We start from the raw sequence: 18556 nt of genomic DNA on the forward strand, positions 1-18556 counted from the left end.
GTCATGCAGAACGTGAACATCTGGAGCGAAGAGTTCGGCGCCGAGACGGACGCGCCGATCCTGTTGATCATGGGTTCGATGGCACAGGGCGTCCTGTGGCCGGACGAGTTCGTCGGCCGCCTGGCCGCCGGAGGCCGCCGGGTCGTCCGGTACGACCACCGCGACACCGGCATGTCGGACACCGTCGACTTCGAGGCCAACCCCTACACCTGGGACGACATCAAGAACGACATCTACCGCGTCATGGACGCCCACGGCCTGGAGAGCGCGCACCTCGTCGGCCACTCGGCGGGCGGGTTGCTCGCCCAGCTCGTCGCCGTGGAACGGCCGGAACGAGTGCGCAGCCTGACCGTCATCGCCTCCTCGCCGCTCGGCGGCGGCGAGGGCCAGGTCCTCGTGCGGGCCCTGATGGGCCAGCCCCAACCCGAAGGGAGCCTGCCCGAACCCACGCCGGAGTTCGTCGACTTCTTCCGCGCGCTGATCGCCTCCCCGCCGCCGCAGGACCGGCGCGCGCTGATCGACGGCATGGTCGCCGAGCAGCGCGTCCTGCACGGCACCGGACTGCCGTTCAACGAGGACGCGACGCGCCGCCTCCAGGAGCGGATCCACGACCGGGCCCGCGATCTGTCGGCGGTGACCAACCACCGGCTTGCCGCCGCGGCCGACCCCGACTTCGAACCGGTGGACGCCCTGCACCAGGTGAAGGCGCCCACACTGGTCATCGAGGGCAGCCACGAACCGGCCAAGCCGGGGCACGGCGCGGTCATCGCCGAGCGGATCCCCGGCGCGCGGCTGAAGATCGTGGACGGCATGGGCCACACACTCCCCGCCGAGGTCCATGAGGAACTGGCCGAAGCCGTCCTCGCCCACACCGCCGGGTGACACCCCGCCTGGACGGCCCGGCGAGAGGCGCGGCAGCGCACTGCTGATGGACACCGCGGCGTTCCACAGCATGACGACACGGTCCGGCCCCTGCCGCTTTCGGCGGACCGGAAGACTCTGACAGGATTTCGCGCGGGGGACGGAGTGTCACCCAGGTGCTCGACCGAAGGTCCATGCGCCACCGCCGAGCAAGTGGTCCAAGTGCCCCGCGACCTGCTCGATGAGGTCGTCGCCGAAGACCACGAGGGTCTGCTCGGCGTAGTGGGCGAAGGTGCCGAGGCGGGCATCCGCGGTAGTGAGGAAATGGAACTCGCCGTCCGCGATGGCTCTACCCGGCCAGGGCGGCTGTGCGGGGCCGCCGACGCGCCGCGGGTCGAATTCCCACCCGTTGAGATATGGGCGGTGTTGGTAGACCCACTCGCCGGGCCGGGCGCAGACACGCAGACCGCGCCCGATGACGCTTTCGGCGGCTGCGATCGCCGGGGCATCGCGGTCGAACAAGCCGTAGAACCAGCGGCGCGAGTCGAGCGGCGCGGAATACCGGCCGCTCCCGCTGGCATAGTCGAAGCTGATGCGGGCCTCGCAGTGACGTGCGATCCTTCGGGTCTCGGCGTCGTGAAGCGAAGGCCTTATGGGTGGAGTCGCAGCAGGCTCACCTGCGGGCGTCCAGCGATGGGACCGGACCAAGGTGACCTCACGGAACCCGGCGGCAAGCGGGTCGCTGCGCAGCTGCCCGTCGGCCTCGGCGGCCAGGAACCGCTTCGCCGGCGGCTGGAACCACCACATCGGCAACTGGGCGGATCAGCGGTCCGATCCGTTCGACCACAGTGCCGAACGGCGGAAGCGCCGAACCGCGGAGGCTGCCATCATGCGCTGCCGGCAGTTCCCGCACGCCCAAGGCCACCGCGGCATTCAAGCACGGCTATACCGCGGGCACCACCATTCAAGATCCACCGAGTCCACTTCCCCAGCAGCCACGGAGTGCAAATGGGCACCCATGAGACCTGACTTAAGGGTCAAGTCCGGTGGCCAGCGGCGACATTGACATGTCACGATGAATCCGTACGCCCTATGGCATCTCGCACTTCAGGGAGCAAGCGATGGATCTCGCGGTCACCAATGGGGGCCGTCGCAGGATCGGTCTTGACGCCCAGCGCGATCGGTTTCATGTCGCGGACATGACCAAGGGCACGTTCACCGGCGAGGGACCGGTCGCGGAACAGGCCCTCGACAAGCCACTCAGGGGCCTCACGGTGTGAGATCTGGTCCCGTGGTTCCGGGCATGCGCGTGCGAAGCCATGCCCGAGGATTCCCAACCTTGCGCCCACGCGGCGGCAACGTCATCAGCCGACCCATGGGGTCGGCCTGCGGAGACGGCGCAAGGGCCTGGACCAGACGGGCGCGTGAGTCGGACCGCGAGCCTCGCGGCCGCAGCGATCAGGAGGACACCATGACCACAGCCAAGGACATCATGAATCCCGGCGCTCACTGGATCACCAAGAGCGACACGCTCCAGCACGCGGCCCAGCTGATGCGCCAACTGAACGTTGGCGCGCTTCCCGTCGCCGATGAGACCAACAGCGAGCGGATGTGCGGGATCATCACCGACCGGGACATCGTCCTCAAATGCGTCGCGGAAGGGCTCAACCCGGCCGACTGCAGGGCGTCCGACATCATCGACGGCACCCCGCGCTGGGTCGCCTCGGACGCCGACATCGAGGATGTGCTGCACGAGATGGAGAACCACCGCATCCGCCGAGTCCCCGTGATCGAGAACAAGCGGATGGTCGGCATGATCAGCGAGGCGGACCTCGCGCAGCACCTCCCGGACGACCGGCTTGCCGAGTTCGCCGGGCACATCTACGCGCCGGCCTCGCTGATCCACTGAGCCGAGACCGCTGTCCGGCGACGCTCTCACGGAGGCGCGGTGATCCCGCCGGACGAGAGCGGTCAGGTGGAGAGCGGTCAGGTGGAGAGCAGCCCGGTTCGGTGGCGGCCACCAGCACCGTGGCCGCCACCGGCGGCATCCGCCTCGCGAAGAACCGCTATGGGACGCCCCCGATGCCCTTGGCCGCCAGCAGTGCCGCGAGGGCGACGAGCCGGTTCACCCGAGGGTCACGAACGGAAACCATGTCGATGCTGGAGCGCGCCTTGAAGCCGTCGGAATGTTCGGACTTGAAATCGAAGTCGACCGACCTGAGATCTCCACCAGTGGAGTTCCCGTTCAGGAAATCCGTCACGGTCAAGGCCTTCTCGAAGGGACTGGTCCCGGCCTTCTTGCGCTTACCGGTCGCCGACCACGGCGGCAGGCCCTCCTGCGTCACGGTGAGTGTGAAGACGTCTCTGCGTTTGATGATCTCCTTCTGGAGTTCAATGGTGCCGATCACCGCCCCGCCCGGCCACCACGCCCCGCTCGCGCTCACGTAGGCGATGGTTTCGCCCTCGCCCGGGCCGGCTACCACCCGGTGCAGCATCTCGCCGGCGGCGTCACGCACGAACCCATGTCTGCTGGGAGTCTTGTGGACGGACGGCAAATCGGGCCGGGCCTCCCGGCAGTAGGAGTACCGAGCGACGGGCTCACTCCCACCGAGCGGAAGGATTCCGTACACATGCACCGAGGGTCCGGGGCCACGGCCGGACTCGTCCAGCCCGAGCGCCGAACCGGCCGACCTGCCCATCTTCGTTTCCCGCAGAGAGGCGGGCAGCACGCCGAAGAGGCCACGGGCGATGTCCCCCTCGATCGTGTCCGAGCCGAGAGTCCTCTTCACCAGGCCGCCGGTGGGACCGCCGCCGACCACGACCGGACCGAACTCCCTGAGTTGCCACAGGGCGGCTTCGTGGGGGTTGGCCATCGGGATCACTCCCGTTCGAGATCGTACTGACCGGTCATCGCGTTGTAGACACGCTTCATGCCGGGCGGCACGTAGGCATCTCCGTCTGTTCCGGCCGGCCTTTCCCTGCCGCCGTTCTCCTGGTGGATCAGCTGCTTCATCCGGCCCACCAGGTCTTGGACGTCCTCCGGCCCGGCCCCGTCCCAGAGCCGCTTGTAGATCTGCCGGGCGAGTTCCTGCTGCCGCGGTGTCTGCGTCACCTGGAAGGCGCGCTTCGCCGCTTCCGAGAGGACCGGCATCTCCTCATCGGCCGCGTCGTCGAACGGATCGGTCATCACAGGCCCCTCACGGCGCGGGTAGCAGTCCGACCCGCGCGACGCCGCCGGCGGGATCCCAACCTGGCTTCTCCTCGAAGTCCCAGTCCTTGTTGCTGACCAGGCCCTCGTTCATCAGCTCGTCGAACTCCTTCTTCACATTGCCCACCGGGTTCTTCATGAAGGAAAGGATTTCGTGGACGTCCTTGGTGAAGTCGGAGATCGCCTTCTCGATCTTGTCGTAGAGGTCGATGATCCCCTTGATCGCGCTGATGATGTCCTTGATGATCTCGTAGATCTGGTAGAGCGTCCAAGCCGCCGCGATCACGTCCGCGACGGGATCCTCCGGGCCGCCCCCGAGTGCTTCGATGGCGGCGTCGCCGGCGACCATCTTGACCAGCCGCGAGAGCCCCGTCGCGATCAGGTTGATGATGAGGTTGATCGCCTTGGTCACCAGGTCGTTGATGATGTCGAAGTACTTGTCGCAGGTCTTGCCGACCAGCATCGCCGCGTCCCCTACACCTCCGGACCCCATGGACCAGCGGAACATCCAGGAGTCGAACCGGGTGGCCGCGTCGCCCTGCCACCCTCCGCCGAGACGCACGGTCGCCTTCCTGATCGTGCCCGCCACCGTGTAGGTGCCGGTGCCGAGCTGCTTGAAGTTGTCGCCGAGGAACTTGAGAATTCCCCAGTTGCCGGCGATCGGGTGAAGGATCACTTCGACGAGGCTCTCGCCGGTGAAATGCTGGAAGATCGAGTTGGCTCCGTAGAAGATGACCCCGGCGGGCGCGTGAAGGAGCGTGCTGAGAACCTGCCCCCCGGCCCACTTGGACGTATTGTGATACGTCGGCTTCTCGTCAGGCCCCTTGCCCGCGTTGGCCGCCTTGTCCTTGCCGTAGGCCTTCTTCCCGCGATTGGCCTTCCAGGCAAGGCCGCCCAGGCCGGGAAGCCCCGGGGCGATGTCATCGGCGATGTCACCACTGGCCGCGTCGTTCGTGTCGCCGGTCGCGGAACCTGAGTCGTCGAGCTTGATCTCCTGGTCGTTGAAGTCCCCGGCCATCGAGAGGCCGGGGACATCGCCGATGTCGGGGAAACCCGAGATGGCGCCCGGATAGATCTTGGCGATCGAGTCCTGATTGGCCTTCTCTGTGTCCGCGTGCGTCTGTCCGGTGCGGGTCGCGCGCCCCGCGACGTCGGTCATCCCCGACTTGCAGGTGTCGAGCTTGCCGGTGAACCAGGACGACACCTGCGGGGCGAAGTCGTATATCGGGATGAGGAGAAGGCCGGGGCCGCTGTCGAGGCCGGGGATCGACACCGGATCCTTGTCGTTCCCGGTGGTCGTGCACTCCTTGCCGGCCCAGTCGCCGAGCGTGCCGAAATGCCCGGACTGCAAGCGCATCAGAGAGGCGAAATCGTCGAAGTCCTTCTTCGGCGGCCAGTGCAGTTCTGTCACCTCGAGTCCTCCATAAAACGGGATCCCGCTACATACCTCACCTAACCAACAAACCGATGCGGACTCTAACGATATCGACCAAACGCTGCAACCGGTTCAGGAAATCCGCACCGCGCGAGAGGGTGCGAAATTCCGTCTACGCAGGTCAGATGACCCTCGCGGCATGCCTTCGATTAGTTGCGACAATTGTAATAATTCTCGCCTGTCAAGCCCCTGCCCCACCCGGTGAACAGAGGGCCCCAGTGTTGGTTCCATGCCGCCTCACCTCAAATGATCTTGAGGCCGGAGGGTCGAGAACATCCTCGCTCTACGGTCGTCTCGGGACGGCGGAACGAGCCATCGCGAACACCGCACCACCCATCGCGACGACCAGCACGGCGACGCCGAGTTGGGAAGAGGTCTGCCGCACTCCGCCGGCCAGTCCCTGCTCGTGGCCGGCGACCCCGGACGTCGCCGCGCCGCCCACGGCCGTCCGCGGGCCGAGGCGGACGGCCACCTGTCCAAGGACGGCCCCGAGCGCGAGAGTCAGCAGCCCGACGGGCGCGACCACCTGGCCCGCGCGGCCCGTCCCGAGCACCTCCTGCAGGTACAGGGTGACCAGCAGGTACGCGGCACCCCCCAGTGCGGGCGCCACGTTCCCCTGGCGCACCCCTCCGAGCGATGGCGATCTCCCGCGACAACCGGCCCGCGCCAGTGCGTCCAGGATCTCCACCACGTCGGCCAGGTCGAAACGTTCCTAGCCACAAACTCCTCCGGCGTCGTTGCCGACCGCCAGGAGGATCTGGCCAGACGGTGGCCGAGTCCGCTCGAAACGCCATGCAGAGTGAGACGGATCGATAACGTGACCGAGCCTCCACCAGGTGGCTCAATTCCATGAACGGCACGCCCGGATGAGTTTCCCGCAGCGGCGGGACGCGATCGTGAAGATCCTGGCGGAGACGGAGTGGCTGATGATCGTGAACTCGGCTTCGGGGATCGGGGGAGTGGCCGCTGGCGCCAAGGCTCACGGTCCAGGTTCCCGGTGGGGGCTGATGAGTTCACGCCCACAGCTGTTCGGCCGAGGGAAGCGCGCGGGCCAATGAAACTGGATGTTGTGGTCCCTCTAGCGGTCACCGTGCTTGTGGCCACAGCGGGTTATGTGGCGACTTACACGACGAACCTGCGCCTTGCACGCCGCAAGGATCGTCTGAAGCGGGTCAATCGTCAGCTCAGCGAGCTTTACGGTCCGCTCTATGCGCAGGCGGAGGCTCTGGACCGCTCCTGGAACAGGTTCGCAGACCGGCACTGGCCGATGTGGACCGCATCGGCCCCTGCCACCGCCGAGCAGGCCGCCAACTGGCGTTTGTGGATGTCCACAGTCTTCATGCCGCTCAACCGGCGCATGGTCGAGCTGGTCGTGTCCCACGCCGACCTGCTACGCGAGGAAACCATCCCCGAACCCCTGAAGGACCTGTGCGCCCACGTCGCCTGCTACGAGCCCGTCCTCGCTCTCTGGCAGGAGGACGGCTTCGACTCCGTCCAGTTCGATGATCACATCTCGATCGCCGGCGACTTCCCGCGTGCGGAGCTGGACGCATACGTACGGACATCGTTCGAGTCACTGAAGCTTGAACAGGCGCGTCTGCTCGCGCAGACACAACGCCTACGCTGATCGGTGTGTGACGCAAAGTAGCTCGCAGAATGGGCCTTCGTGCGAGCAGACCATCAACTTCGTTACGCAGAGCTATGTTGTGGCCGGTGACACGGACCCGAGTCTCGGCCCAATTAGGGTGGCCGCCATGGCCTACAAACGCCCGAGGCTTGCCGAGCGGCTGCGTGACCGTTTGGAACCGGACGAGCGGCTGCTCGAGGTGGTCCTTGTGACAGGCCCCCTCTCGCGTCGTCCCGCCGCCGGCGAGATCGTCGGCGAAGCGGACACGCTCGCCAAGCGGTTCCGAGCCCAGAGCACCAAAGAACGGGCCTGTGCGCTGGGAGTGACCGACCGTCGGCTCATCTTCTCCTGGCAGGGACTGAACGAGGCCGACTCCGTGCTCGCGCGGCGCGACGTGGTTGGAGTCGTAGCGTCCGGCCGCCGGTTCCTTGGAGCGAGGTTCCTGCTGCACCTGGCGGATGGTTCAGCGCTGGAGTTCGCCATCACCAAGGAGTGGCTCGACGACCTCACCCGGCTGCTCGGCCCACCACCGGTCAGCGACCTATAGGCCCAGCTCCCATCAGCTGGGCCCAGCTCTTTTCCCGATCTCCTGAAGTTGTAGTCGTCTGACTGAAGCGCGGGCCGCGCGGCCCGCGCTTCTCGCATGTTCGCCACTGGCTGCCGGTCACCCCTCCCGCTGGGCCGCTGAAGCAGGTCAAAGCCGAGCTCAGTGCACGAGCCGGGAACGGCGAGAGGGGTTGTTCAACGCGTCCATCGATCAACCGATCAATACGTGCGCTTTGTTTTTCCGCTGGTGAGCACTGCCGAACAAGCATGCCGCCTGCTGAACTCGCTGCTGTCCGGTCCACGAGAGGAAAGGAAGAACGAACAATGTCCCCTCACCTCCGTCTGAAGACGGCCCTTACGGTCTCCGCGTCCCTTCTGATCGGTGGGGCGCTCGCGGGCCCCGCCGCGGCCGGCGCTCCCCCGAAGCCGACCCTGAAGGACGCGGTCCAGCACTTCGGCAACATGGCGACCGGCGGCTGCCTCGACGACAGCTTCGCGTACGGCTTCCGCGGCTTCAGCTGCAACGGCATGGCCTTCCAAAACTGGAACGTGCACATCTGGGGAGACGGCACGCGCGAGCTCAAGAACCTCGCCACAGGCCGGTGCATCTGGGGCGGCGGCGCCGAACTCTCCCGTCCGAGTACCGGCAACTGCGACGCCTCCAAGGGGCAGAGCTGGTGGACGTACTCCCGCGGCGACCAGGTGAGCTTCCAGAACCAGGCCACTGGCCTGTGCATGGACGACAGCGAATACGGGCTCCGCATGCTGAAGTGCAACTACAACCGCTACCAGACCTGGCGCTGACGCGACTCCGAGGCGACGCCGCCGCGTGAACCGGTGTTGTTCGGTCCCTGAAACGGGCTACCGAACAACACCGCGGCGGGGTGGAATCGGAATCACGGCCAGGTCGCAGGAGTGACATGCGGCCCGGCGGGCGCTTCGCGGGGGCCGGCCGCCCGCCGGGCGCATCCTTTGTTGAGAGAGGAAACCGCATGTCTCTTCTGGCCAGCATGCTCCCCACGGCCCGAGTGCCTCGTCAGACACGACTGTCACGACGCAGACATCTGATCCGCGGCGGGGTGGCATTGGCGCTCGCCGCCGTCGTCAGCGGGCCTGTGCCCGCGCGTGCCACGCCGGTCCGCGCCGCGGCGCCGTCCGACGACGGAACGACGGCCGCGGCGCGGTACGGCTGGGGGAGTCCGATCCCGGCGGGCTCGGACGAGTTCGACTACGGCTCCGAGGCACAACCGGCCGCACCCGACCCGGCCAAGTGGGAGGCCGCGGGCGACAGCGACGGATGCTGGCCTGGCCACGGAAATCACGGGCACCGGTGCCCCCAGAACACCACCGTCGTGGGCGGCGTCCTGCGGGAGGTCGGCACGAGTGATGGCACCACGGGGTGGCTCGCCTCGCGGTTCGGGCAGCGCTACGGCCGCTGGGAGACGCGGGTGCGATCGTCCGCGACAGGTCCGGCCGCCGGGTGGAACTACCAGCCGCTGCTCATCCTCTGGCCGGTCTCCAACGTCTGGCCGCAGGAGGGTGAGTACGACTTTCTGGAGGACGCCGTCCCGGGCGGGCAGTGCGCGCGGGCCAACATCCACTACCCGCACGACGACAACGTGCCGACGCAGCAGGAGTCCGCCGAGCGGTGCGGCGTGGACATGACGCAGTGGCACAACATAGCCATCGAGTGGACGCCGGACCATGTCACCGGCTTCATCGACGGCGAGCAGTGGTACAGCTTCTCCGGCGGGGCCAATGCCGTGCGCCGGTGCATCCAGTGCGCCGGCGTACTCCAGCAGACCATCCAACTGGACACCGTCCGGGACAACGACCAGGACGCCGTGCAGAGCGCCACCTACGAAGTGGACTGGGCGCGGGTCTACGCCCTGCCCTCCTGACCGCCGGCGGTCAGTGGCAGGGCGGGGCGAAGGGCAGTTGCCCGACGTACCGGTTCCACAGCGGAGCCGTGAGGCTCGGGCCGACGGCCGCGCAGATCCGCGCGGTGTCCCGATCCGCTCGAAGTTCCCACAGCCGCGCGGTCGTGTCCCACGCCGCGCTCGCCAGGGTGTGGCCGTCGGGGCTGAAGGCGACCGAGACGACGGCGTCGGTGTGGCCGGCCAGCGACTGCCCCAGAGCGACCGGGCGGCCGGAGCCGGCGCGGCTCCACAGCCGGACCGTACGGTCACGGCTCCCGCTGGCGAGGGTGGTCCCGTCGGGGCTGAAGGCCACAGAAGTGACCCAGTCCCGGTGGCCGGTCAGCGGCTCGCCCAGCGCCACGGGACGAACTGGATGGGCGAGGTCCCACAGCCGGATCGTGCGATCCTCGCCACCGACGGCCAAGGTGTGGCCGTCGGGGCTGAAGGCGACCGCGGTGACCAGGTTCTGCTGCCCGTTCAGCGGCTCGCCGAGCGCCGCGGGACGCTGACGGTCGGCAAGGTTCCACAGCCGCACGGTGCCGTCCTCGGCGCCGCTGGCGAGAGTGGTCCCGTCCGGGCTGAAGGCCAGGGAGGTGACCGAGCCTTGGTGGCCGGTCAGTGGCCCGCCCAGTGCCACAGGACGAGGAGGATCGGCGAGATCCCATAGCCGGATCGTGCGATCTTCGCCCCCGGCGGCCAGGGTACGGCCGTCGGGGCTGAAGGCGACCGCGGCGATCTCCCCGCGCGGACCGGTGACCGGCCTGCCCAGCGGCTGGGGATGCGCGGGGTCGGCGACCCGCCACAGTCGTACGGAGCCGTCCCCTCCTGCGGCGGCCAGCAGGCCACCCCGCGGGCTGAACGCCACCGACTGGACCGTGCCTGAGAAGCCGGGGAGCGCCTGTCCCAACCGCGCGGGACGCGCGGCTCCGGCGACGTTCCATAGCTGCAGGATCCCGTTGTTGCCCCCTGTCGCCAGGGTGCGGCCGTCGGGGCTGAACGCCGTCGAGGCAAGGGCACTGCGCCCCACCAGAACGGTGCCCGGCAGCGTCCACACCCGGGCGGTCTCGTCGTATCCCGCGCTGGCGAGGGTGGCCCCGTCAGGGCTGAACTGCACCGACCAGATGCCGTCGGTGTGGTCGGTCATCGGGTCGCCGAGCGGGACGGGATATACGGGATCGGCGACGCTCCACAGCCGGATCACGTCGTCGTATCCCGCGCTCGCGAGCATGCTCCCATCGGGGCTGAAGGCGACCGACCACACGGCCGCCTTGTGTCCGGTCAGCGGCGCGCCCAATGCCGTGGGACGGGTGGGATCCGCGACGTTCCACAGCCGCACCAGACCGTCGTTGCCGGCGGTGGCGAGGACGTGCCCGTCGGGGCTGAACACCGCTTGATAGACGCTCTCGTCATTCTTGACCAGCCCCAACGGCCGCGGATGAGCCTGGTCGGTGACCTGCCACAGCCGGACGGTGCCGTCGACGCTCGCGCTGGCCAGGGCGTGGCCGTCCGGGCTGAACGCGACGGAGTTCACCTGATCGGTGTGGCCGGTGAGAGGCTTGCCGAGGGCGGTGGGCCTGGCGGGGTCGGTGACGTCCCACAACCGCACGGTGGCATCGTCGCTCGCGCTGGCCAGAGTGCGGCCGTCCGGACTGAACACGACCCTGTTGACGGCCGCGGTGTGCTCGGTGAGCGGCGGTCCCAGGGGTTCGGGATGCTTGGGGTCCGCCACCTTCCACAGCCGGATGGTGTGGTCGGCCCCCGCGGTCGCCAGGGCACGGCCGTCGGGACTGAACGCGACGGCGTTGACAGCGCCGGTATGGCCGATCAGCGGGCGGCCGAGAGCCGCGGGGTGCGCGGGATCGGTGACGTCCCAGAGCCGCACGGTCCGGTCGTAGCCGGCGGTGGCCAGGACGCGGCCGTCAGGACTGTAGACCGCCGAGGTCACGATGCCCTTGTGGCCGGTCAGCGGGGCCGACAGCGCGGCGCCGGCATCGGTGACCAGGTGGGTGTAGAGGTCGGACGTGGGGCGCATTCGATGGGCGGTGAGGTCGAGGGCCGCCGCCAGGGAGGTCTGCCTGTCCCGTGCCCCGTCGGCCTCGGCGGTGAGCCGGTTGAAGATGGCGGTCTTGCGTTCGGCCTGAGCGGTGCCCCGCTGTTGGAAGGCGACCGCGGCGGCGGTCGAGGCCAGCAGGGCCAGCACGGCCAGGAGGGCTGTCACCGCGCGGCGTCGCTGTACCGACCGGCGGTTCCGCCGAAGCGAGGCGGCGAGGAAGCCTCGTTCCCGGGAGGTGAGGGACTGGTCGTCGTCGGAGAAGGCCCCTTCCGCCTCCGCGAGCCGGCTGCCGCCGTACAACAGCGTCAGATCACCATCCGCGTCCTGCCAGGATCGGGCGGCCTCGGTGAGCCGGCGATGGACCCGCAGGCGGTCGCGTTCGGCCTCGACCCAGCCCCGCAGCCGTGGCCAGGAGACGATCAGTGCCTCGTGCGCCAGCTCGATCGTGCCCCGGCCTTCGTCATCGCCGCCGCCCCGCTCGGGCGGGCCGTTGTTGGCGTCGACGGTGAGAAGCCTGGCGTGCACCAGCTTCTCCACGACGGTCCCGCCGTTGCCCCCGCCGACGAGTTCCAGTTCGGCCAGATCCGCGGGGCTTCGGGTGTCGGGAGTGCCATCATGTCCTGGTGTGACCAGGCGCAGGAGGACACGGCGTGCCAGAGCTGCCTGCGCCGGAGTGAGGCTGTCATACACGTCCTCGGCGGTGCGGGCGATGGCTCCGTGCAAGCCGCCCACCTGCTTGTAGGACTCCTCGGTCAGGACCTTGCCCTCGCGATGCCGCCAGGTCTCCAACAAGGCGTGCGACATCAGTGGCAGCCCACCCGGCTCTCCCTCGACGGCGGTGAGGATCCGTTCGGTCAAAGACCGCTCGACCCTCAGCCCGCCGGCGGTGGCCGGCCCGACGACCGCCTGGCGCAGTTCGTCACGGACCATCGGCCCGACCAGTACGGTGCCCGCTTGGAGCGCCGCCGTCAGGGCCGGGTGCCGTGTGCAGTGGCCCAGGAAGTCCGCCCGGATCGCCACGACCACTCGTAGTCGGCTGTCGGATTCCTGGGCGGCCAGCAACCGATCGATGAACGCGGCACGCTCGTCCGGATCGGTACACAACGTGTACAGCTCCTCGAACTGGTCCACGATCAACCAGGTGTCGCCGTCGGCACCGTCCATGGGAAGCAGCCGGTCGTGATGGGCGCTCACCGGATGAGGCCCCGGCGTCAGGACACGAATCGTGGCGGGACGCGTTTCGAGCCCGCCCGCCTCTCGCAGCCGGGGGATCAGCCCCGCGCGCAGCAGCGAGGACTTCCCGCTCCCCGACGGGCCGAAGACGGCGATGAACCGGCGCTCGCCGCACAGATCGAACAGACGGGCCGCCAGGTCGTCGCGGCCGAAGAACAGCTCGGCATCGCCCGGTTCATACCGGCCCAGTCCACGGTACGGCGGGACGTCGTCGCCGTTCGCCGCCCGTTCGGCCGCCTCCTCTTCGGCAGCCTGGCGCCACCGCCGCTCCCATTCCTCGGACTCGCCGCCGCAGAACTCGGCGTAGGCCAGGGCGACCTGAAGCGAGGGCAACCGTCCCCCGGCCGCGGCCTGGGAAAGTGTGGAGACCGAGTACCCGGTCTTCTTGTGCATGTCCCGATAGGTCGAGGCGCCACTATCTTTCCGTAATCTCCGCAGTTCGATCGCGAACCGCTGCACCGGACCCGCTTCCGGGTCCAACGGATTCTCACGACGCCCCATTAGCCCCGTTCCCGCGTCACCCGATTCGTCGTCCTCCGCACTGATACGCGAAGCAACTCTGTGATCGTTGGCAGGGTGTCAACACTCGGGAGAAGTGTCAACGCCCTCAGTCCCGTAGCGACGACTCACGCTGGCCCGTCACCGGTATCCGACAGATCTGTCCGATGCTGAGTCGGGGCTGGTCGCGCCACTGATTCCGCCTCCGAAACCATGCGGTCGTCCACCAATGCGTCCGCGTCAGAGATCATGACCGCGCCGGCTTACCGAGTGCGGTCCGGGTGCGCCTGGCGGCTGCTTCCGTGCGGCTTGCCGCCGTGACAGGGGTCCATCACCGGTGGCGGGTGCGGCGGATCACACCCTCCCGGGCGCAAGAACTAACAATGACACCTAAACAGGACCTAGAGATACTGAACGGTGCGATGACCATGCTGGCCGAAGTCGGGCGCGACCACGGGGCAATTCACGCGACCAGTGATGAGGTCGCTGAGAAGATGAGTGAGACCACCCAGGTAGTGCCATGCCATGGGAGAATCGATGATCATCATCGTCCATGCATCGGGATGACCTTCGGTAAGCCAGCACCATTGGTGATTCTCCTCGGACATGCCCAAGGACATCAGTCCCCCCGGCTCAGGGTACGCGGGATAGGGAAGTTTTCCTGACGTCAGGCGGCGCTCATCCGTTGTCCCGGTCGCGGGATCATAGACGTGCAGTTCGTCGATGTGATCTTGAATGAGAAACCGGCTTTGCGAGAGCGCTCTCTGTTCAAGGCTGGAGAGGTCATAGAAGCCTGGTCCGGGCTCCGGGACCGAAGGGTGGGTGATCAGGAGCCAATCGTCCAGTTTCAGCATCGGATAAGTCTCGCTCAACTCCATGTAGTCGTCCGGCAGTCCTGTGCCGAGCGATCCGGAGACCAGATCCCAGTCAGGCGGTACGGGTGGCGCAATGGGAGGCCCGATGTACTCAAGGAGAGGCTGGGGCAATGCCATGACCCATTTTTTCCTCGTCCGGATCAGGAGGCAACCTCATCGGTGAACGTCGCACTGGCCTGATTCGGCTGCTGCGCCCCCACAGAACCGAGGGGGCCTCTGGGTGTGGCGGTGTTGCCGGTCAGGTGCGGTGGCGGTTGCGGTTGCGGCGGGTGCCGACGATCTGGCGCAGCAGGGCGAAGAAGACGATCGCGCCGAGGACGACGATGCCCATCGTGATCGCACGCTCCTGGAACGTCCTGGCCTTGATGATCACTGTGCCGGAGCCGATGAGGAAGCCGAGCAGGGTGACGAAGAGACCGAGGACCTCGACCATCTTGAGCAGGCCTTCGGAGACGAGCTCCTGGGCCACCGCGACCCGCTGCGCGAGCTGGGTGGAGGCGTCCTCGATGCGCTCCTCCATGGCCGAGGTGGCCTCGTTGATCCGCTCGTCGATGCGTCCGCCCAGCTCCGCGCTGAGGGCGTCCCGGACGTCCTCCGCCTGCCGGCGCATGTCGCGCGCGGCGCTGATCGCGCGGCGTTCCTGCGCGTACTGCTCGTGCACCAGCATGTTGCCGACGCCGAACAGGTCGATCGCGAGGTCGATCTCGACGAGCGCCTCGTCGTAGCGTCCCAGCCGCCGGAGGGCGGCCGCCCTCCGGTAGTGGACGTTCGGGTTGCCCTCCCCGCGCGCCATCATCGTTTCCGAGAGGCTGAGCAGCATCTCGGCCGAGCCGTCGAGATGGTCGGCGAACCAGATGGCCGTGAGGGCCAGGTTGCGGCTCTTGTCGTCGGCGTCCGGCGCCTCGATGGCCCGCCTGTAGAGGTCCAGGCCGTTCGGCGCCCGGGAGCCGAGCGCGGCGAACGCCGCGAGGCTGAGGACGAGGGCGTCGTCGTGGAACTCGCCGAGCCACTGGTTGCCGCGCGTTCGCAGTTCCCCGAAGCGGTAGTCGAAGCGCAGCCGCTGCCCGTGGACGTAGGCCAGGACGAGCCGATGCGTCCGGGACCCGGAAAGTCCACGGGCGAGGCTCCACTCGCGGTCGTCCGGGCAGCGCTGCTCGGCGACCCGGGCGAGCCAGGCGAGATCGGTGGTCACCCGCCGGATCTGCGGCAGGTCGAGGCCGTGGTCCTCGGCGATCCGCGCGAACTCGGCGATCCAGGCGAGCGAACCGCCCGACGTCCGCGACTTCAGATACTCGACCAGCGCCACGGCCCGCCCCTCGGGCGGGACGCCGGCCAGCAGCTCCTCGACCGACGGCTCGCCAAGCGGGGCCTCGGCGTCCGGAGGAGGACCCTGCCCGGGAACGGGGCGCTGCTCCATGTTCCTCCTACCTCACCGGGCGGACCGTCCGGGCAAGTCTCGACCGCCGAAGCCCCGCTCGTCCAGATCTGCCGCATCCACTTGAAGGCTTACTTCGTGAAGACAGTGCGGGCGAAGTCGTCGGGGGTGGTGCCGGCTTCGGCTATCAGTTCTCCCTGGGCGGACCAGATGCCCGAACGGCCGGACGTGCGGTCGAAGCCGCCGCCGGTCGGGCCCGCGAAGGCCGCCGTGGCGACCCACACGCCGTGGTCGGCGGCGACCCGGCGGGCGCGTTCTCCGGCCAACTCCGCCTCGTCCTCGGCATGGACGACCCCGGCGACGTAACCGTCGATGCCCAGAGCGGCCGTCTTCGCGGCGTGCTCGGGGATCCCGGTGTCGCGGCAGACCGCGAGTCCGAGCCGCCACCCGTCCACTTCGATGACGGTGGGCTCACCGGGAACGAAACGGTCGTCCTCGCTGCCGTGCAGGTAGACCTTGCCGTAGGCGATCCGGGCCCCGTTCCCGTCCACGGCCAGGACGCCGACGTACGGACCCGGCACGGGCGCGCCGACCAGGGCCAGCGCCCCGGTCTCGGCGCACGCGTCGATGATCGGGGCCAGGCGCTCATCGTCGGGAGCGACCGTCTCCGCGTCCAGGTGGTACCCCGTCAGCGACATCTCGGGGAACACCACCACCCGCGCGTCCGCCGCCCGGACCGACTCCGCATGGGCCACCGCGTTGGCGGCCACTTCGTGTGCCACGCACCTCGGCTGCGCCACTGCGATGCTCAACGTTCGCTCCACCACTGAGCCCACTTCGTTCCATCCATCTGTCAGACGTAGTCGCGCCAGAAGGGCACGGTGGCTTGAGGCGCCCACCCTTCGGGGTATTCGGGGTGAGGCTCCCCGAACTCCCGGTTGATGTAGTCGAGCAGGTCGGCACCGTAGAAGACGATGTCGCTGCCCCACATAGACAGGACCGGGTGGCCGAAGGTGCCGTGGCCTGCGGGCAGGAACCTGTGCCCGTACACGGGAACCATTCGTGGCACCTCGGCCAGCCGCGATCGTGCCAGGTCGCCGGCGGCTTCGTCGGAGTCCGGGCGCTCGCCCCAGGCGGAGTGCCAGTGGCCCTGCTGGACGTCCTGGAGGAGGAAGTCGACGGGCCAGTCGAGGTGCTCGCGGAGTTCGTCCGGATCGCCGTTGCGCCAGTCCGGCCATGGTCGTTCCCACGCGTGATAGGTGCCCGGTTCCTCGTCCCGTGGCTGGTGGACGGGCAGTCCGGCGGCGAGGAAGGCGCGGTGGTCGTCGGCGAACTCGATGTCGTGGTCGCGCTCGATGCGAGCGAACTCCGCGTCGGTCAGGCCTGCCTCGATCACGCAGGTGCCGAGTTGGACCAGGCGCTGCGCGGCCCGTGTTCCGAGCTGGACCCCTGCTTCGCTGATCACGTCCGAACCGTATCGCGATGGCACTGTTCGTCCCGTCGGCGGGCGGTCACTTCATGGGCGTGCCGATCCGCAGCCGGGTGCTGCCCGGGGTCGTGCTTGTCAGGAGTTGCTTGAGGCCTTCTTGATCAGCAGCACCACGAGGACGATGGCCAAGAGCACCAGAAAGGCCACGATCACGCCCCAGCCGCTGGACCCATGCGAGTGGCCGTAGTGGTGGTGGTGCCGGTACACACGGTGGCCGCCGCCGCGCGTCCAGGTCATGGAGTGGACGATCGGTGTGGTGAGGGCAGAACGCAAGGCGAACTCCTGGCCTGGGGTTATGGACAAGCCTTGGACGCAGCGCCGCCCCGTTCGGTTCGGCCGATCGGGGGTGGTTCACAGCCAGCCGCGGCGGACGGCCAGGGCGGCTGCTTGGAAGCGGGTGGCGGCGCCCAGGTCGGTCATCAGGCGGTGGATGCGGCGTTGGGTGGTGCGCTGGCTCCAGCCCTGGGTGCGGGAGATGACCGCGTCGGTGGCGCCGGAGGCCAGCAGGGTCAGCAGGGTGTGCGTCTCGGCGTCCGGGCCTTCGGGGTCCTGGATGGGGTGGACGGTGTCGGTCAGCGGCACGGCGCGGTCCCACTCGGCCTCGAAGAGTGCTTCCAGGGCGGTGAGCATGGGGGAGCGGTGCAGCTGGTAGGCGGCCGAGTGGCCGCCGTGCGCCAGGCTCAGCGGGATGATGGCGAGGTGGTCGTCCGCGATGAGTAGCTTCAGGGGCAGCTCGGCGCGCATCCTGGCCTGTTCGCCGCTGCGGACGCTGGGCAGGATGTCGCTGAGCAGCCGCCCCGGCCAGGCGACCGCCGCGCGGTCGTAGAGCACCCGGTACGTCACTCCGGTGCGCTGCCGCTGGACCTGGTGCTCCAGGTTGCTGCCGGGACGGTCGATGTAGGGCGGACGGTCGAACGTGCGGACCTGGTGGCGGGCGCCGTCGTAGAGCCGTCGTACCGCCGCGCTGACGTCCTCGCGGCCGTCGAGCAGTTCCACGGCGAGGTCGGGGGCGTTGATCCGCTGGGCTTCGCGGTGGAGTTCGCTCAGCCGGTGGACGAGGGAGCGGGCCGTGTCCAGGCGGTGTTCGCGTTCCTGGATCAGGGCCGTCACCGCGACGTCCGGGGCGGCCGCCGTGAACAGGGGAGGGCGGCCCGCCGACCGGATCGCCAGACCGTCCCGCACCAGGACGGCGAGCAGTCGTCCGGCCTGGCTCACAGTCAGGTCGCAGGCGGCGGCCAGGGCTGAGGCGGTGGTGCGGGGACGGGGGACCAGGGCGGCGTACAGGGCCTCGGCCTCCGCGTTGAGCCCGACTACGTCAAGTGCCATGTCCCCTCCGGTCGTCCTCTGGCCGCTGCCCGCCAGTGGCGGAATCATGCCATCAGTCTGATCTTGCGCCCCTTACGCACTGATTGACATCTTCCGGGGTGGGCCCGCACC

General features: G+C 68.5%; 19 protein-coding genes. 7 read left to right on the forward strand and 12 right to left on the reverse strand.

What is annotated here, in order from left to right; all coding sequences use genetic code 11:
* Window positions 1-3 precede the first annotated feature (3 nt).
* On the forward strand, window positions 4-882 hold the full coding sequence (locus AB0L06_RS19915; RefSeq protein ID WP_500232496.1) for an alpha/beta hydrolase: 879 nt from the start codon (window positions 4-6) through the stop codon (window positions 880-882).
* Window positions 883-1029: 147 nt separating this feature from the next.
* Here the strand turns inward: AB0L06_RS19915 and AB0L06_RS19920 are convergent, their stop codons facing one another.
* Window positions 1030-1668 carry a DUF2716 domain-containing protein gene (locus tag AB0L06_RS19920; RefSeq protein ID WP_500232536.1) on the reverse strand — a complete coding sequence of 213 codons (639 nt, stop codon included), beginning with the start codon at window positions 1666-1668 and terminating at the stop codon, window positions 1030-1032.
* A 314-nt stretch (window positions 1669-1982) separates the two neighbouring features.
* Here AB0L06_RS19920 and AB0L06_RS19925 point away from each other — a divergent pair, with 314 nt between their 5' ends.
* Together AB0L06_RS19925 and AB0L06_RS19930 are read left to right on the forward strand one after the other, a co-directional pair.
* On the forward strand, window positions 1983-2141 hold the full coding sequence (locus AB0L06_RS19925; protein WP_500232497.1) for a hypothetical protein: 159 nt from the start codon (window positions 1983-1985) through the stop codon (window positions 2139-2141).
* Between the two features lie 191 nt (window positions 2142-2332).
* Complete coding sequence (locus tag AB0L06_RS19930; RefSeq protein ID WP_500232498.1) at window positions 2333-2770, forward strand: CBS domain-containing protein; 438 nt, start codon at window positions 2333-2335, stop codon at window positions 2768-2770.
* Window positions 2771-2927: 157 nt separating this feature from the next.
* Here the strand turns inward: AB0L06_RS19930 and AB0L06_RS19935 are convergent, their stop codons facing one another.
* From AB0L06_RS19935 to AB0L06_RS19950, 4 genes are all read right to left on the reverse strand, one after another.
* Entirely contained in the window at window positions 2928-3734 is an 807-nt protein-coding gene (locus AB0L06_RS19935; protein WP_500232499.1) for a hypothetical protein, read from the reverse strand.
* Window positions 3735-3739: 5 nt separating this feature from the next.
* On the reverse strand, window positions 3740-4048 hold the full coding sequence (locus AB0L06_RS19940) for a hypothetical protein (RefSeq protein WP_500232500.1): 309 nt from the start codon (window positions 4046-4048) through the stop codon (window positions 3740-3742).
* Window positions 4049-4058: 10 nt separating this feature from the next.
* Complete coding sequence (locus AB0L06_RS19945; protein WP_500232501.1) at window positions 4059-5480, reverse strand: hypothetical protein; 1422 nt, start codon at window positions 5478-5480, stop codon at window positions 4059-4061.
* 307 nt (window positions 5481-5787) lie between these two features.
* On the reverse strand, window positions 5788-6114 hold the full coding sequence (locus AB0L06_RS19950; RefSeq protein WP_500232502.1) for a hypothetical protein: 327 nt from the start codon (window positions 6112-6114) through the stop codon (window positions 5788-5790).
* Window positions 6115-6558: 444 nt separating this feature from the next.
* Between AB0L06_RS19950 and AB0L06_RS19955 the strand changes: the two genes are divergently transcribed.
* The 4 genes from AB0L06_RS19955 (at window position 6559) to AB0L06_RS19970 (ending at window position 9578) form a co-directional block, all read left to right on the forward strand.
* Complete coding sequence (locus AB0L06_RS19955; protein WP_500232503.1) at window positions 6559-7131, forward strand: hypothetical protein; 573 nt, start codon at window positions 6559-6561, stop codon at window positions 7129-7131.
* Between the two features lie 127 nt (window positions 7132-7258).
* Entirely contained in the window at window positions 7259-7678 is a 420-nt protein-coding gene (locus AB0L06_RS19960; RefSeq protein ID WP_500232504.1) for a hypothetical protein, read from the forward strand.
* Window positions 7679-8001: 323 nt separating this feature from the next.
* Window positions 8002-8481, forward strand: a complete 480-nt coding sequence (locus tag AB0L06_RS19965; protein WP_500232505.1) for an RICIN domain-containing protein — start codon at window positions 8002-8004, stop codon at window positions 8479-8481.
* Window positions 8482-8669: 188 nt separating this feature from the next.
* Entirely contained in the window at window positions 8670-9578 is a 909-nt protein-coding gene (locus AB0L06_RS19970) for a glycoside hydrolase family 16 protein (protein ID WP_500232506.1), read from the forward strand.
* Window positions 9579-9588: 10 nt separating this feature from the next.
* Here the strand turns inward: AB0L06_RS19970 and AB0L06_RS19975 are convergent, their stop codons facing one another.
* The 7 genes from AB0L06_RS19975 to AB0L06_RS20005 form a co-directional block, all read right to left on the reverse strand.
* On the reverse strand, window positions 9589-13275 hold the full coding sequence (locus AB0L06_RS19975; protein WP_500232507.1) for an nSTAND1 domain-containing NTPase: 3687 nt from the start codon (window positions 13273-13275) through the stop codon (window positions 9589-9591).
* Between the two features lie 506 nt (window positions 13276-13781).
* Window positions 13782-14372: a hypothetical protein gene (locus tag AB0L06_RS19980; protein ID WP_500232508.1), complete on the reverse strand. Its 591-nt coding sequence runs from the start codon at window positions 14370-14372 to the stop codon at window positions 13782-13784.
* 121 nt (window positions 14373-14493) lie between these two features.
* The gene (locus AB0L06_RS19985) at window positions 14494-15672 is read right to left on the reverse strand and encodes a hypothetical protein (RefSeq protein ID WP_500232509.1); all 1179 of its coding nucleotides are present in this window, start codon (window positions 15670-15672) and stop codon (window positions 14494-14496) included.
* An 89-nt stretch (window positions 15673-15761) separates the two neighbouring features.
* Window positions 15762-16466 carry a carbon-nitrogen hydrolase family protein gene (locus tag AB0L06_RS19990; protein ID WP_500232510.1) on the reverse strand — a complete coding sequence of 235 codons (705 nt, stop codon included), beginning with the start codon at window positions 16464-16466 and terminating at the stop codon, window positions 15762-15764.
* Window positions 16467-16483: 17 nt separating this feature from the next.
* Window positions 16484-17095 (reverse strand): hypothetical protein, encoded by a 612-nt coding sequence (locus AB0L06_RS19995; protein WP_500232511.1) that lies wholly within the window; start codon window positions 17093-17095, stop codon window positions 16484-16486.
* Window positions 17096-17194: 99 nt separating this feature from the next.
* Window positions 17195-17392 (reverse strand): hypothetical protein, encoded by a 198-nt coding sequence (locus tag AB0L06_RS20000; protein WP_500232512.1) that lies wholly within the window; start codon window positions 17390-17392, stop codon window positions 17195-17197.
* A 78-nt stretch (window positions 17393-17470) separates the two neighbouring features.
* Window positions 17471-18445 (reverse strand): hypothetical protein, encoded by a 975-nt coding sequence (locus tag AB0L06_RS20005; RefSeq protein WP_500232513.1) that lies wholly within the window; start codon window positions 18443-18445, stop codon window positions 17471-17473.
* Between the last annotated feature and the right edge of the window lie 111 nt (window positions 18446-18556).

Source organism: Spirillospora sp. NPDC052269 (genome assembly GCF_040679435.1).
Classification (GTDB): domain Bacteria; phylum Actinomycetota; class Actinomycetes; order Streptosporangiales; family Streptosporangiaceae; genus Spirillospora.